This window comes from Streptococcus sp. 27098_8_99, assembly GCF_041431935.1.
Taxonomy (GTDB): domain Bacteria; phylum Bacillota; class Bacilli; order Lactobacillales; family Streptococcaceae; genus Streptococcus; species Streptococcus parasanguinis_D.
Genome location: NZ_JAPVYQ010000007.1, coordinates 101,018 through 116,638, shown reverse-complemented (window position 1 = coordinate 116,638; position 15,621 = coordinate 101,018). Strand labels below are relative to the sequence as shown.

11 protein-coding genes and 3 tRNA genes are annotated in these 15,621 nt (G+C 35.6%); 8 read left to right on the top strand and 6 right to left on the bottom strand.

Annotated elements, in window-relative coordinates; translation table 11 throughout:
- Positions 1-12: 12 nt before the first annotated feature.
- The 4 genes from dnaN to htrA all read right to left on the bottom strand — a co-directional run bounded on the left by dnaN (position 13) and on the right by htrA (position 4,949).
- Entirely contained in the window at positions 13-1,149 is a 1,137-nt protein-coding gene (gene dnaN, locus O3605_RS05840; RefSeq protein ID WP_021154169.1) for a DNA polymerase III subunit beta, read from the bottom strand.
- 159 nt (positions 1,150-1,308) lie between these two features.
- Complete coding sequence (dnaA, locus tag O3605_RS05835) at positions 1,309-2,667, bottom strand: chromosomal replication initiator protein DnaA (protein ID WP_371585505.1); 1,359 nt, start codon at positions 2,665-2,667, stop codon at positions 1,309-1,311.
- A 267-nt stretch (positions 2,668-2,934) separates the two neighbouring features.
- On the bottom strand, positions 2,935-3,696 hold the full coding sequence (locus tag O3605_RS05830) for a ParB/RepB/Spo0J family partition protein (protein WP_371585503.1): 762 nt from the start codon (positions 3,694-3,696) through the stop codon (positions 2,935-2,937).
- A 71-nt stretch (positions 3,697-3,767) separates the two neighbouring features.
- Positions 3,768-4,949, bottom strand: coding sequence for a serine protease HtrA (htrA, locus tag O3605_RS05825; RefSeq protein WP_371585501.1), 1,182 nt, complete (start codon positions 4,947-4,949; stop codon positions 3,768-3,770).
- Between the two features lie 204 nt (positions 4,950-5,153).
- On the opposite strand from htrA, the gene rlmH reads away from it, so the two are divergent.
- From rlmH to O3605_RS05795, 6 genes are all read left to right on the top strand, one after another.
- Positions 5,154-5,633 carry a 23S rRNA (pseudouridine(1915)-N(3))-methyltransferase RlmH gene (gene rlmH / locus O3605_RS05820; protein ID WP_003009233.1) on the top strand — a complete coding sequence of 160 codons (480 nt, stop codon included), beginning with the start codon at positions 5,154-5,156 and terminating at the stop codon, positions 5,631-5,633.
- Between the two features lie 42 nt (positions 5,634-5,675).
- Positions 5,676-5,749: transfer RNA gene (locus O3605_RS05815), tRNA-Arg, on the top strand.
- Between the two features lie 341 nt (positions 5,750-6,090).
- The gene (locus tag O3605_RS05810) at positions 6,091-7,431 is read left to right on the top strand and encodes a sensor histidine kinase (RefSeq protein WP_371585498.1); all 1,341 of its coding nucleotides are present in this window, start codon (positions 6,091-6,093) and stop codon (positions 7,429-7,431) included.
- Positions 7,428-8,186, top strand: a complete 759-nt coding sequence (locus O3605_RS05805; RefSeq protein WP_049495803.1) for a response regulator transcription factor — start codon at positions 7,428-7,430, stop codon at positions 8,184-8,186. Before O3605_RS05810 ends, O3605_RS05805 begins: the two co-directional genes overlap by 4 nt.
- 50 nt (positions 8,187-8,236) lie before the next feature.
- Positions 8,237-8,308, top strand: a tRNA-Glu gene (locus tag O3605_RS05800).
- An 8-nt stretch (positions 8,309-8,316) separates the two neighbouring features.
- Positions 8,317-8,390, top strand: a tRNA-Asn gene (locus O3605_RS05795).
- A 97-nt stretch (positions 8,391-8,487) separates the two neighbouring features.
- Here the strand turns inward: O3605_RS05795 and O3605_RS05790 are convergent.
- Positions 8,488-11,055, bottom strand: a complete 2,568-nt coding sequence (locus O3605_RS05790) for a YfhO family protein (protein ID WP_371585496.1) — start codon at positions 11,053-11,055, stop codon at positions 8,488-8,490.
- Positions 11,056-11,104: 49 nt separating this feature from the next.
- The gene (locus O3605_RS05785) at positions 11,105-12,730 is read right to left on the bottom strand and encodes an ATP-binding cassette domain-containing protein (protein WP_049486042.1); all 1,626 of its coding nucleotides are present in this window, start codon (positions 12,728-12,730) and stop codon (positions 11,105-11,107) included.
- 205 nt (positions 12,731-12,935) lie between these two features.
- On the opposite strand from O3605_RS05785, the gene trpS reads away from it, so the two are divergent.
- Both trpS and guaB read left to right on the top strand, forming a co-directional pair.
- A complete protein-coding gene (trpS, locus tag O3605_RS05780) occupies positions 12,936-13,964 on the top strand; it encodes a tryptophan--tRNA ligase (RefSeq protein ID WP_049486041.1) in 1,029 nt (342 codons plus the stop codon).
- Positions 13,965-14,106: 142 nt separating this feature from the next.
- On the top strand, positions 14,107-15,588 hold the full coding sequence (guaB, locus tag O3605_RS05775) for an IMP dehydrogenase (protein WP_003009220.1): 1,482 nt from the start codon (positions 14,107-14,109) through the stop codon (positions 15,586-15,588).
- Positions 15,589-15,621: the final 33 nt, after the last annotated feature.

Below are 15,621 nucleotides of genomic sequence, written 5' to 3'. Positions count from 1 at the left end.
GATTCACCTTTGTTAATTTGTGCGAACTGGAGTAATCAATTGAATGAACCCTTGTTCATTTCCTTCTGGAACCAATGTAAACGGTCTAACAGAAGAAATAAAACGAATAACAACTTGTTCACTATCAATAGCTTTGAGCGCTTCGATCAAATAAGTTGGATTAAAGCTAATAGACAAATCCTCTCCTGAAACGGCGCTTGTATCGATCTCTTCATTTACTCGCCCAACTTCTGGTGAATGAACGTGGGAAGAAACCACTCCATTTTTGAACTCTAATTTAACCGTTCCATTTTGAGTCGCATTTGAAAGAAGACGAGCACGCTCCATTGCAAATCGAAGGTTGGCCACATTAAAGGTTGCCTCTGTATTGAATTCTGTTGGAATGAGACGGTCTGTATCAGGATAATTTCCTTCTAGCAAACGGGTATAGAAACTAATGTGTTCACTTCTAAAGAGAATTTGATTGTTAGCAAAGAAAACCTCAACTGTTTCAATATCATCAGAAAAAACAGAGGTGAATTCACGAAGAGAGCGACTTGGGATGACAACATCAAAGTTGTCTCCATTTTTCTCCAGTGTAATCACTTTTTGACTCATACGGTGAGAGTCTGTTGCTACTGTTTTTAGCTCTTTATTATCTGATAAAACAAAGTGAACACCTGTCAAAATTGGACGACTTTCTTGTACACTTGCTGCAAATGCCGTTTCATTAATTAATTGTTTTAATAATTTTGTTTCTAAAACTAATGGATTACTTGCAGCAATTTCTTGAATACGTGGATATTGATCTGCATCTTTTCCTTTAAGTGTAATTTCTGATTTTCCGCTTGTTAAAAGAACCTGTTTTTGTTCAATCTCTTTAAAATCTAAAGTAACATCTGGTAAACTTGAAACCACATTAATAAAGAAAGTTGCTTCCAATAAAATAGAACCTGGAGAGGTCACCAATAAACCAGCATTTTCATCTTTGATAGAAATAAAGTTTTCAATTGAAATTTGGCCATTTGATCCTGATAAGGCAACTCCTTCTGGAGTGACATCAATTTTAATTGTGGAAAGGATTGGAATAGCATTTTTAGAACTGATCGCTCTTTTGGTAGTATTTAGTGCTTGTAAAAATAAAGTTTTGTTAATAGAAAAATTTATCATGGTCATTCCTTTTATTTATTTTATGATTAGTAAGTTAATAGTAATAGTAGGTTGTGTGGAAGTTGTGGAAAACTCTCAGAATCCTATCTATGACTTAAAAAGTTACTTGTTTAAAAATTGTGCATAACCCCTAGAAGTTTAGAGGAAGTTATCCACAGATTAATTTAACTTTTTCTTGATACTTTGAATTTCGAGTCGTAGATTATCATCTGTGTCGACCATACTTTTAATTTTTTCATAGGCATGAATGACAGTCGTGTGGTCTTTTCCACCGAATTCTTTTCCGATTCGAGGAAGTGAGTTGTCCGTCATCTCTCTTGAAAGATACATGGCCACTTGTCGTGCTAGGACAATATTCTGAACTCTTCGAGAACCTCTGATTTCTTTTACACTGACTCCATAAAAGGCTCCAACTGCTTCCTGAATTTTTTCAATGGGGATGACAATCGTCTTGCTATTATCGTTTTTACGAGCTCGAATAGCTTCAGCTGCAACATCGATCGTAATTTCTTTTAGTTTTTTCACCTTCGCCATTAAAGAAATATCATTTAAGGCACCTTCTAAGTCTCGGACATTTGAATCAAACTGACCAGCTAGATATTCTAGTGTGTCATTAGGAAAAATATAATCTAGATCTTCAATTTTATTTCGTAAGATGGCAATCCGAGTTTCAAAATCAGGTGGTGTTATATTTTGCGTTAGTCCCCATTTGAAACGAGTAACCAGCCGCTCTTCAAGACTATCTAAATGATCCGGACTTCGGTCGCTTGTTAGAACAATCTGTTTGTTGTCGCTATGGAGGGCATTAAAAGTATTAAAGAATTCCTCTTGAGTCGTGACTTTTTTCCCACCGAGTGACTGGATATCATCAATCAGTAAGAGATCAAGACTTCGATAGGTATTCTTGAACGTCTTCATTTCTCCTAATCGAAGGTGTTCTAAAAATTCATTAATAAAGGTTTCTGCTGGAACATACTTAACTCGTGCATTTGGAATATTTTCTAGGATTTGATTTCCAATTGCATTCAGTAGGTGAGTTTTTCCAAGCCCTGGTCCACCATAGATAAAGAGAGGGTTGTAAGTTGTTGCAAGATTTTCAGAAACTGCAAGCGCTGCTGCTTTCGCCCAAATATTTCCATCCCCTTGCACAAAATTATCAAAGGTGTATTTTGATTTCAGACCTGTATCAATTTTAGGCAACGGTTCGGTTGTTAAGCTACCTGAAGATAATCTCCTATTCTCACCGCTATGACTACTAGGAATTTCTTCGGTATCTTCAAAAACGAAATGAAACTTCAAATCTGTATTGTAGACTTCAAAGCTGGCTGTGATCAAAGCATTTTTTAGATTTGTTTCCCAAAATAATTCTTTATAATTTCCATCAAGATAAATGGTAGCCGTCTCTCCATCGATTTTGACTAATTTTGAATCGGCGACAAAAAAATCATAGGCACTATCTTTTAGTTGTAATTGGGCTAATTCTAAAAAACGAGACCAAAATTGCTCTTCTTGTGACACTATCAGACTTCCCTCCTTTTCTTGAATTGTATCAAATCATACGTACTCCTATTCTACCACAAACAAAAATAGTTTTCCACAGGCTAAATTTCATGAAATTAAATTATAGTTTTAAACTTTTCCACAAGTTGTGGATTTTAATTCACATTGTTTTTAAAAGTTATCCACAAAGTGGGGATAACTAGAGAATATCCTTATTTTTCTGGTATTTATAAAAGATTTTTATGGTGGAAAAGCTTGTCAATACAAAAAATAAAAATAACAGCCTTATTTAAGGCTGTTGATAATTCGTTGGTATTCATCAAGACTGGAAAAAGAAATTTGGATAGTTCCTTTATTTTGAGAAGAGGAGTGTATCGTCACATCTGTTCCTAATATTTTTTTCAATCGTTGTTCCTCTTCTAATAGGAAGCTCTCTTTTGCTTTTTGTTTTTTCTGTTTTCTTTTTGAACTGATCTTGCTTTCTAATGTTCGAACATTTAAATGATCCTGTTTGATTCGCTCCAACCAAAAGCGCTGCTCTTCTTCATCAAGAGGAACAAGAACACGCGCGTGAGCCGAAGAAATATCATTTTGAATGACTGCTTCTTGAACAGAGGGAGCTAGATGTAACAAGCGAAGCATATTGCTGATATAGGGTCTAGATTTTCCCATAAATTGAGCGATTTGGTCGTGCTTATAGCCATGATCAACGAGCTTCTGGTAGGAGATAGCTTCTTCAATTGGATTGAGATCTTCTCGTTGAAGATTTTCAATAATGGCTTGTTGCATCATTTCTTGATCTGTTAACTCTTTAATAATCGCAGGAACAAGCTCTAACCCAGCAATTTTTGAAGCTCTAAAACGTCTTTCACCTGCAAGCAATTCAAAACCAATTATTGGAGATTTTCTGACAATAATGGGTTGAATTAAGCCATTTTCTTTGATTGACTGAGCCAGTTCTTCTAATTTTTCTTGATCAAATACTTTTCTTGGTTGGAAAGGATTGGTTCGAATGTCCTTTACCGCTATTTTTTCTAATTTTTCCATCTTACGAATAGAATAACACACCTTTACAAATTCGTAAAGGTGTGTTTACAAGTATGTCAAGAAAGTGAAAGTTAATCGCTCAGATCCTCAGTTGATTTTGTCAACTTGATAGAAGTTGTTTGTTGTTTTCCATCACGATAGAATGTGACCTTTATCGTATCATTGATTTGGTGAGAATAGAGGGCAGATTGTAAATCTGCAGTTGACTCAATATCTGTATCATCGATCTTTGTGATGACATCATAGCGTTGCAATTTATCTGAAGCAGGCATATTTTCAAGTGTTGAACGAACCAGTACCCCTCCAGAGATTTTTTCAGGAAGTTTTAATTGGCTTAAATCAGAAGTTGAAAGGTTGGATAAATCCATCATTTGGATTCCAAGAGCTGGTCGAACTACTTTTCCTTTTTCTTCTAGTTGCTTGATAATATTGACAACATCATTTGCAGGAATTGCAAATCCCATTCCTTCTACTGAAGTTTGTCCGTTATTTGAAATTTTACTTGAGGTAATCCCGATGACTTGTCCTTGAATATTGATTAATGGACCTCCAGAGTTTCCTGGGTTGATGGCTGCGTCTGTTTGTAGGGCGCGTGTAGAGATATTTTGTCCATTATCAGCTTTCAAATTCACATTGCGACCTTGGCTGGAAATGATCCCTTGAGTAACAGAATTCGCATAATCAGTTCCAAGAGGGCTACCAATTGCAATTGCAGTCTCACCGACTGTTAATTGGTTTGAATCTCCGAATTCAGCTACTGTCTTTGCTTTATCCGCACTAATGCGAACGACTGCAATATCAGAATAGACATCTGATCCAACTACTTCTCCAGGGACTTTATTCCCATCTGCTAAAAGAATATCTACTTTTTTAGCACCATTAATCACATGGGTGTTGGTAACAAGGTAGGCATATTTTCCTTCTTTTTTATAAATAACCCCAGAACCTTCACTAGAAATTTGTGAGTCAGAATTATCTTCTTTTTCAAACACTCCTTGATTCGAAGAATCAGAATAAGTAATCACAGAAACTACAGCATTTTTCACCTTATCTACGGCCTCACTAGTTGAGGTTGTATTTTTATAGGCTGTTTTAACAGTGGTTGAATGGACCTGCTTACTTTCAGTATTTGAAGTAGAAGAATGAGAGGTTTGTAAGGTTAAAAAAGTTCCAAGAATCCCACCTAGAAAACCTACAACAAAAATGAGGGCTATGTTTCCAATTTTTTTCAGTAAATTAGATGAAGATTTCATATTTTCCTCCTAAGGATATCAAATTGTCTAGAGTATAGACAAACTTTCTTAATTATATCTTAAATAACTAAAGTTATCCACAATTTGTGGATAACTTATAGAATTTAGTTGAGAAATGGCTTTAAAAAGGACTTTATAGAATAGATTTCCTTTCTATAGCTGTGGATTATTTGTGGAATTGAAGAATTATGCTACAATAAGGGAATGAAAATTAAATTGATAACCGTTGGAAAATTAAAAGAAAAATACTTAAAAGATGGGATCGCGGAGTATATTAAAAGGCTTGGTCGATTTGCAAAAGTGGAACAGGTTGAGTTAGTTGATGAAAAAACTCCAGATCGTGCCAGTCAACTCGAAAATCAACAAATCCTTGAAAAAGAGGGGGAACGAATTCTCTCTAAGATTTCAGATAAGGAATATGTGATTGTATTGGCCATTGAAGGAAAACAATTTCCTTCAGAGAAATTTAGTCAAACGATTGACCAGATTATGACATCTGGTTATTCAAACCTTACTTTTGTTATTGGAGGCAGTCTTGGTCTGTCTCCTGAAGTGAAAAAAAGAGGAAATCTATTAATGAGCTTTGGTCAATTAACTCTTCCTCATCAGTTGATGAAATTAGTGTTGGTGGAACAAATCTATCGTGCTTTCATGATTCAACAGGGGAGTCCTTACCATAAATAACCTTGACGCTCCTTCCTTTTTCTGCTAAAATGAAGTAAGTTCGGTCTCATAGCTCAGCTGGATAGAGCATTCGCCTTCTAAGCGAACGGTCGCAGGTTCGAATCCTGCTGGGATCAAATGAGAGATGTAGCTTTTGCTGCATCTTTTCTTTTATGTAAAAATGTATAAATTTTCATTATCTATTAATTTTTGTATACTTCACTATAGATAAATAGTAATGGAATGATTTATTAGGAGTATTTAAAAAAAGAACTAACAATCCCTATATAGTGCAAAATGTAGATGATATAAATTGTGTAAAATAGTTTTCATTCATGTAACAAAAACATTACAATTTTACCGATTCCCTTTAATTTTAGGCTATTTTATATTATAATTTTTTGTATATAAAATTTTATTTTTTTATAATAATACTAGAGTATAATAAAATAGAAAAAAACAAAGTGGGAGAGTTTGTGTGATTCAGTCATTAATCTTGTCTTTTCTCTTGGGAGGGATCATTGTTCTGACGTTTGCATTAGTGGACGAAAAAATCTATCAGGAACATCAATTTGCATTTATCTTTCTGCTGAGCACCTTTGTTCTTCTTTTTGAAAGTCTCTTAGTATTTTTAGATGTGACTTTATTTTCAAATATTCGACTCTCTGATTTAAATATGCTCTTATGGCCGGTTTATTTATATCCTTATTATCATTATGCCAATCGGACGAATCGCTTGTGCGCCATTTTTTATTCTTTTTTTACTTATTTAGCGGTTGAAGGAACAGCAACTTTTCTGACGATAATTGTCTCTTCAGTGTTGGGAGATGCTTTAGTAGCAGCTTACTCGATTGTCTACAATATATGCATTCGTTTGGTCTCTTTAGGAATCATTTTGAAGTTAATTGACTTATTTGAATTTGATTTCACTCCTTTTTATGAGAAAGAATTTGAAAAATATTTAAAGAGACTCATCTGTGTTTATTTTGCTATATTTGTAGTGATTAATTTTGCTTTATGGATTAGTGAACAACCGCAATTTAAAAATTTTGGGAGTATGTTGGCAACGATTTGTTTTTTCTCTTTTGTAGTCAGCTTATTCCATATGAAAATCGAGCGAGATCAGTATCGTAAAAATTTAGAATTGGAGTATAAAGAATTTTCTGAGCAACAAATGAGTCGGTATATGGCTGAAATTCAAAGTCTCTATTCTATTGTTAGGGGATTTCGTCACGATTTGGGAAATTTAGTTATTTCTATGTCATTAGCCATTGAGGAAGAAAATATTCCAGAAATACAGAGAATACATAGAGAAGTATTGGAAAAAGGTTATAAAGAGATCAATACAGAAGCATTATCAGGATTCAACTTGGTCAATATCAAAGATTCTGCTTTACGAAGTATTTTGATTCGAGGCTGGTTGGATGCAAGAGATGCTGGGGTGGAAATGACCTTTGAAACGAGTGAACCAATCGAGCAACTACCAGTTGATTTATTAGATATCGTGAGAATCGTTGGGATTCTAGTGACAAACGCTTTGGAAGCTTCAAAAGAAGCAGAAGAAAAAAAGGTTCATATTGCTATTTTCTCTATTTCAAAAATTGTTTACTTAGTGATTCATAATACAACAAATGAAATCACTTTCGATATTAGAAAAATATATGAAGAAGGCTATTCGACAAAAGGAGAAAATAGAGGACTAGGATTAAATAATGTGAGAAAAATCTTAGCAAATTATGGAACGATGTTTTTGGAAACGGAATTGCAAGAAAATCGTTTTTTACAAGTTTTGAAGATCGGAGGATACGAACAAGAATGAAGATTTTTTTATTAGAAGATGAGCTCTCTCAACAGATACGGGTAGAAAAACACATTGCAGAAATTGCTAAGGAATTAGAAATTAAACTTGAAGTGATTTCTACTGGTAAAATTTCGGAATTTGAAAATTATATCCAGAATTCGGATATCCACCAATTATATTTTCTAGATATTCATATTCAAGACAATGAGTATTGTGGGCTGGAAATTGCTCAAAAAATACGAGAAGCAAATCCTTATGCTATTATTGTGTTTATTACTACAAAATCAGAATTCGCTTCGATTACCTATCGTTACAAAGTATCTGCCTTAGATTTTATTGATAAAAATTTGAATGAAGATTTATTTAGATTAAAAATCAAGGAGTGTATTGAGTACCTAACGACTATTCAAATTGGAAATGATGATTTGACAGATTATTTTGAGTATGACTTTAAGGATAAAAAGATAAAAATTCCATTTAAGGATATTCTTTATATCGAAACGGTTGGTTCGGCTTATAAATTAAACTTAGTTGGGAAAAATTTTCAAAAAGAAATTGCGGGAAGTTTATCAGATGTCTTGGAGAAAGATGTGGAGGAGAGATATTTCAGTCCCCATCAATCTTTTATCGTGAATAGAAGTATGATCATTGGAATGGATAAGAAAAAGAAACAGCTGCTGTTGAAAGAAGGGTATTCTTGTCCAATCTCAAGAAGCAATATCAAACGTGCCAAAAAATTAATTGAAGAGCAAAATTTAGAATTTAGTGCTTGACAATTAGTTAAATTTTGATATAATGGGATATGTTCTGTTAATGAATATATGGTCCGTTGGTCAAGGGGTTAAGACACCGCCTTTTCACGGCGGTAACACGGGTTCGAATCCCGTACGGACTATATCTCATTCCGCCATAGCTCAGTTGGTAGTAGCGCATGACTGTTAATCATGATGTCGTAGGTTCGAGTCCTACTGGCGGAGCTAGTATAGCACCCATTTGGGTGTTTTTTTGTTTTGAAAAAGCTAGGATAATGACTATCCTAGCCTTTTATTTATAAGTGAACGATAGTTAGATTCCTTAACTTTTTCGTCTTTTTATTTGTCTCCATTCGTAGAGGAAGAAGAGAATGATTCCAACGAAAAAGGCAATGAGTCCTTCAATGAAGCCTTGGGGAACAAATGTTAAGGTGACTGTTCCGGATCCTTTTGAAACACGAACTCCCATCAATCCTTTCTGGATGCGATGAATTTGGATAGGCTTTCCATTTTGTTTAGCTGACCAGCCTTTATCATAAGGGAGTGTAAAAATAAGAGTAGTGTCTCTATTTGCGTTATAGGCTGCTACCAATTTGTTTTTCTTTTTGTGAATAGCAACTTCTTGCTGACGAATGCTAGCGATAGCTTGTGTGTATTGGTCAAGATCCAGAGCAAAAAATTCTGGTGTATCAAAGGAGACTGTCGAATTTTCTGGAAAACTCAAACGAATAGTAACTGTTTTCTCTGTGTCAAAATGGCCAATCGAAAAGAATGGAAAGGCATTATCAATGGTATAGCGTTGGGTCTGTCCATTGTAGCTGATTTCAATATCTTTCCGATCATCGTTTGAAAATTTTAAATTTGGAACATTGACATATAGTTGGCTATGGGCAGGAACCGTTACTTCATATTGAATACTTGCGTAGGATAGATGACTATCTTCTTCAATTTTTGCAGTTTGCAACGAAGATGTAGTATTTTGTGAAGTAGGCGAGAGAATATTTAATTTCTTATAAAATTTATATTTTTCATCTGTGATTTGATGGATGAATCGTGTCTGATTATCCAGTGTCAAATTCGTAAAGGAAGTATTTTTATAAGGTTTTGCTGACAGAAAGGCGATTGGTAAGGCATATTCGTTTTCTGAAAGTGAGACTCCATTTTTGATTGCAATCTCTTTAAATCCAAATTTTTGAACAGGTTGTTGGCTTAAATTATAGCGAACACCAAATAGACTATCCATTAAAATAGAATTGTTTTGGTATCGAAGATTGAGGTTGGTTCCTTCAGATTTAAATCCAAGTTTGTCCAATGTCGAGCTAGCATCCGTATTTCGTACAGATGAAAATTGAGAAATTCCATTATAACCATACTTCATGCTATCATTGCCCGTTTGTGGCTGTAGAATCTCAGTCCGATAATTAGAGTCTGTCTTCTCTCTTACTAAGGATTGGATGGCTTTTAAGTCTCGTTCGTAGGATGATCGAGAAGCAAATACCCATTCATTCGCAATTCCTTCCATTTGATAATAACTATTTACCGATAATTCAAAGATGGAGAAAAACAGGATCGAAAGATAGAAAAGTCTAGGCGGTATCTTTTTTAGGATAAATCCTAAACAGACCAAATAGAAAGCAATTAAAAATTCAAAAGTAACAATGAAATTGACAGCATCTAAAAATTTATAGTGACTGCTGTAAAGGACAGTTGCTCCAAATCCTAGAATAAGGAGGAAATTAGCAAGACTAAAACGAATCCAAGTGATCTCCTCTATTCTATTTAGTAATTCCCCTGCCATCAGAATAATCGTCAAAGAAAAGATCCAAGAGTATCGATGAAGAAACATATTTGGCGCGTGCATACCTTGCCAAAGGAGATCTAAAAATTGAAAACGAAAACTCAAAATAAGAATGGTCAAGAGTATAAAGTAAGAAAGTTTCACGTGAAACTTGATCGACTTGACAAAGAAAAAGGTAATCGCTAAAAGAAGTGGAAATAATCCCACGTAGATCATTGGAATTGATCCATATTTAGTAGTGTCAAAACTTCCAATGAAATTTTTTGCAAATACGTCAAGATACCAACTTTTTTCTGTAAAGATACTGTCAACCTTTGAAAAACTTTCTCCATGAGTGCGTAAATCTAAGAAGGTTGGATATAACATTACAAGACTTGTTATAACTGATAAAAGTGATACAATTACAAAACGGAAGAAGCGTTTTCCAATTCCTTTGATGTCCCATGACAGTTGTGTCAAGTACCATAAAATGAGAAAAATAGACATCATAAAACCAAAATAATAATTTTGGATAAACAAGCTGGTTAAGCTGATAAAGTAGAGAACCTCTCCCTCATTGTAAATGAGTTTCTTGAATCCATAAAGAATTAATGGTGCCAAGATAAAAACGTCTAGCCAAGTTTTGATTTCAATTTGACTGATAGCAAAGCTCATAAGAGCAAATGAGGTTGAAAGGGTAAGAACCAGGGATCTAGGAATTTTAGAAAACATTCCATGTAAACTAATATAAGTGCTTAACCCAATAGCTCCAAATTTAAGAAGAGTGATGAGGTAAACAGCATCTGGCATGGATTGTGCATTAAAGAAGTAGACAAGAGGAGAAAAGAAACTTCCTAGATAATAACTACTGAGTGCATAGAAATTAATGCCTAATCCACTTTGAAAACTGTAAAATAGGCTATCTGTCCCGTGTAAAATATTTCGAAGTGTGGTATCAAAAATGACATACTGATGATAACCATCTCCTAATAAGGGGGATGTATCACTGTTCCAGTAGATTCCTTGTGAGAGGTAAATAAAGAACATCATGATAGCTGGAATCAGGAAAGAAGATACTATAAAAAGGGATGTTTTTAGCTTTATTTTATTCATATATTTCTACTGAAAGAGCCTGAAATAATGATTTCAGGGCTCTTTATTTTTATGATTGACTCCAAAGTTCTTTCACTTTTGCTTGAACTTCTTCATTTTCAAGAAACTCATCATAGGTTTCATCAATACGATCGATTACGCCGTTTTTTGAAAGAACGATAATATGGTTGGCGAGTGTTTGAATGAATTCGTGGTCATGGCTAGCAAAGATAATCGATTCTTTAAAATTCTTCAATCCATCATTCAAACTTGAGATAGACTCCAAATCTAAGTGATTGGTTGGATCATCTAGTACAAGAACATTTGACTTGAGAAGCATCAATTTAGACAACATGACACGAACTTTTTCTCCCCCTGACAATACGTTGACAGACTTGTTAACTTCGTCACCCGAAAAGAGCATACGTCCTAAGAAACCACGAAGGAAAGTATTGTCATCTTCTTCTTTACTTGCAAATTGACGAAGCCAATCAAGAATACTTTCACCACCTGCAAAATCCCGACTGTTGTCTTTTGGTAGATATGATCGACTAGTTGTAACTCCCCACTTGACAGTTCCTTCATATTCAATATCATCCATCAATGCACGGATTAAAGCGGTTGTTTGAATATCGTTCTGTCCGATAAGCGCGGTTTTGTCACCAGGACGTAAGATGAAGCTGATATTGTCAAGGATGGTTTCTCCATCAATCTTGACAGAAAGATTTTCAACTGTCAAGAGATCGTTACCAATTTCTCGTTCTGCCTTAAAGTTGATAAATGGGTACTTCCGACTAGATGGAACAATTTCTTCAAGTTCAATCTTGTCAAGCATTTTTTTACGCGAAGTTGCTTGTTTTGATTTTGAAGCGTTGGCTGAGAAACGTGCGACAAACTCTTGTAATTGTTTAATTTTTTCTTCAGCTTTTGCGTTTCTATCTGCTTGTAATTTTGCTGCAAGTTCAGAAGATTCTTTCCAGAAATCATAGTTTCCGACGTAAAGTTTAATTTTTCCAAAGTCAAGATCCGCCATATGGGTGCAGACTTTGTTCAAAAAGTGGCGGTCGTGGGATACAACGATAACCGTATTTTCAAAATCAATCAGAAAATCTTCTAACCAGGTAATGGATTGAATATCCAATCCATTGGTCGGCTCGTCCAAAAGAAGGACATCTGGTTTACCAAAAAGGGCTTTAGCTAAGAGAACTTTCACTTTATCCCCATTGGCTAACTCGCTCATAGTTTGATAATGAAGGTCTTCTGAAATATTTAGATTTTGAAGTAATTGAGATGCTTCACTCTCTGCTTCCCATCCACCGAGTTCGGCAAATTCACCTTCAAGTTCAGCTGCACGGACGCCGTCTTCATCAGAGAAATCTTCTTTCATGTAGATAGCATCTTTTTCTTTCATAATGTTGTAGAGCTTTTCATTTCCCATAATGACAACATCGATGACCCGCTCGTCTTCGTAGTCAAAGTGATTTTGACGCAAAACAGACAAACGTTCATCAGGGCCAAGAGAAATATGACCAGTTGTTGGTTCAATATCTCCAGCTAAAATTTTTAAAAAGGTTGATTTTCCAGCACCGTTGGCACCGATGAGACCGTATGTATTTCCTTCTGTAAAGTTGATATTGACATCGTCAAACAATTTTCGATCACTAAAACGTAGTGAGACGTCTGATACTGTAAGCAATGATTTTCTCCTCTTTCTATAATGTCTTCATTTTACTAGAAAATAGGGGAAAATTCAACTTTTTTACTGTCAATTTGTTTTTACAATGATGTAAATGAAATTGACAGTTTAGTAAAGTGTTAATTCCTTACAAACATAGAGGATAGACTAACATTTTCAACTAGAAAGTGCTATAATGATAGGGATAACGATTAAGGAGAAGAGTATGACAAAACCCATCATTCTGACAGGAGATAGACCGACAGGAAAACTCCATATCGGCCACTATGTTGGTTCTTTAAAAAATCGCGTCTTGTTGCAAAATAAAGACGAGTATAATATGTTTGTTTTCCTAGCAGACCAGCAAGCTTTGACAGACCATGCAAAAGATCCAAAAACGATTGTAGAATCTATTGGTAATGTTGCTTTGGATTATCTGGCAGCTGGACTAGATCCTGAAAAAGTTACGATTTTCATTCAAAGTCAGATTCCTGAATTAGCGGAATTGACCATGTATTACATGAATCTTGTATCTTTGGCGCGACTTGAAAGAAACCCAACTGTAAAAACCGAGATTTCTCAAAAAGGTTTTGGTGAGAGTATTCCAACAGGATTTTTGGTATACCCTATTTCACAGGCAGCCGATATCACAGCATTTAAAGCGAATTTTGTTCCAGTAGGAAATGATCAAAAGCCAATGATTGAGCAAACTCGTGAGATTGTGCGTTCCTTTAATCATGCTTACAACACAGATACTTTGGTGGAACCGGAAGGGATTTATCCTGAAAATGAAGCAGCAGGGCGCTTACCTGGTTTAGACGGAAATGCTAAAATGTCTAAATCGTTGAATAATGGCATTTACCTAGCTGATGATGCGGATACTTTAAAGAAAAAAGTGATGAGTATGTATACTGATCCTGATCATATTAAAGTAGAGGATCCAGGAAAAATCGAAGGCAATATGGTATTTCATTACCTGGATGTATTTGGCCGTCCAGAAGATGTAGCTGAAATTGCAGAAATGAAAGAACATTATCAACGTGGTGGACTTGGTGATGTAAAGACCAAACGATATCTTTTAGAAATTTTAGATCGTGAATTAAGACCAATTCGTGAAAGACGACTTGAGTTTGCAAAGGATATGGGTGAGGTCTACTCTATTCTTGAAAAAGGAAGTGAGCGCGCTCGAAATGTAGCAGCTCAAACACTGGATGAAGTAAAATCTGCGATGGGAATTACCTATTTTAAAAAATAAAACGACTTCATTAAAAGCGAACATTTCTTACTGTTCATTGATAATTTACCAATAAATGATTGACAAATTGCCATAGAATGGTATGATATTAACAATAAAAATTCGAGCCTTGCTCAAATAAAAAGAAAAGAGGATCCAGCTAATGTCTAATTGGGACACAAAGTTTTTAAAAAAAGGGTTTACATTCGATGACGTGCTTTTGATTCCAGCAGAAAGTCACGTATTGCCTAATGATGCAGATTTAAGTACACAATTAGCAAGTAATTTACGCTTGAATATCCCAATCATTACTGCTGCTATGGATACGGTGACTGAAAGTCAAATGGCAATTGCTATGGCACGTGCTGGTGGACTTGGTGTGATCCATAAAAACATGTCAATTGAGCAACAGGCAGATGAAGTACGCAAAGTAAAACGCTCTGAAAATGGGGTTATCATTGATCCGTTCTATTTGACTCCGTCTCATACAATTGCAGAAGCAGATGAGTTGATGGGACGATACCGAATCAGTGGTGTTCCTGTTGTTGAAACACTTGAAAATCGTAAATTAGTTGGTATCCTTACAAACCGGGATTTGCGTTTTATTTCTGATTACAATCAACCCATTTCAAATCATATGACGAGTGAAAATTTGGTGACTGCACCGGTTGGAACTGATTTGGAAACAGCTGAACGCATTTTACAAGAGCACCGTATTGAAAAATTACCATTGGTAGATGAAAATGGTCGTCTTTCTGGCTTGATTACAATCAAAGATATTGAAAAAGTTATTGAGTTCCCAAATGCGGCTAAGGATGAATTTGGTCGTTTGCTTGTGGCTGGTGCCGTAGGGGTTACTTCAGATACTTTTGAACGTGCAGAAGCTCTTTTTGAAGCTGGTGCAGACGCAATTGTCATCGATACTGCTCATGGACATTCTGCGGGTGTTCTTCGTAAGATTGCAGAAATTCGTGCCCACTTCCCAGATCGTACCTTGATTGCAGGAAATATTGCAACCGCTGAAGGTGCTCGTGCATTATTTGATGCAGGGGTAGACGTAGTTAAGGTCGGAATTGGTCCAGGATCAATCTGTACAACTCGTGTTGTTGCAGGGGTTGGTGTTCCTCAAGTGACTGCTATTTATGACGCAGCCGCTGTAGCTCGTGAATATGGAAAAACGATCATTGCTGATGGTGGTATCAAGTATTCAGGAGATATTGTCAAAGCACTAGCAGCTGGTGGAAACGCGGTTATGCTTGGCTCAATGCTTGCAGGTACAGATGAAGCACCAGGTGAAACAGAAATCTTCCAAGGTCGTAAATTTAAAACATACCGTGGTATGGGATCTATTGCAGCAATGAAGAAAGGTTCTAGCGACCGTTACTTCCAAGGATCTGTCAATGAAGCCAATAAATTGGTCCCTGAAGGAATTGAAGGACGCGTTGCTTATAAAGGTTCTGTAGCAGATATGGTCTTCCAAATGATCGGTGGTATTCGTTCAGGTATGGGTTATGTTGGTGCAGCAACCATTCAAGATTTACATGATCATGCACAATTTGTCGAAATGAGCGGTGCCGGATTGAAAGAAAGCCATCCTCATGATGTGCAAATTACAAACGAGGCTCCTAACTACTCGGCACAATAAATTTACACATTTGTAAACAAAAATAACAGCATC

What these genes read in the sequence shown, in the direction of transcription:
- dnaN (WP_021154169.1), bottom strand. Translation starts at nt 1,149, where the DNA reads ATGATAAATTTTTCTATTAACAAAACTTTATTTTTACAAGCACTAAAT.
- O3605_RS05830 (WP_371585503.1), bottom strand. Translation starts at nt 3,696, where the DNA reads ATGGAAAAATTAGAAAAAATAGCGGTAAAGGACATTCGAACCAATCCT.
- htrA (WP_371585501.1), bottom strand. Translation starts at nt 4,949, where the DNA reads ATGAAATCTTCATCTAATTTACTGAAAAAAATTGGAAACATAGCCCTC.
- rlmH (WP_003009233.1), top strand. Translation starts at nt 5,154, where the DNA reads ATGAAAATTAAATTGATAACCGTTGGAAAATTAAAAGAAAAATACTTA.
- O3605_RS05805 (WP_049495803.1), top strand. Translation starts at nt 7,428, where the DNA reads ATGAAGATTTTTTTATTAGAAGATGAGCTCTCTCAACAGATACGGGTA.
- O3605_RS05790 (WP_371585496.1), bottom strand. Translation starts at nt 11,055, where the DNA reads ATGAATAAAATAAAGCTAAAAACATCCCTTTTTATAGTATCTTCTTTC.
- trpS (WP_049486041.1), top strand. Translation starts at nt 12,936, where the DNA reads ATGACAAAACCCATCATTCTGACAGGAGATAGACCGACAGGAAAACTC.
- guaB (WP_003009220.1), top strand. Translation starts at nt 14,107, where the DNA reads ATGTCTAATTGGGACACAAAGTTTTTAAAAAAAGGGTTTACATTCGAT.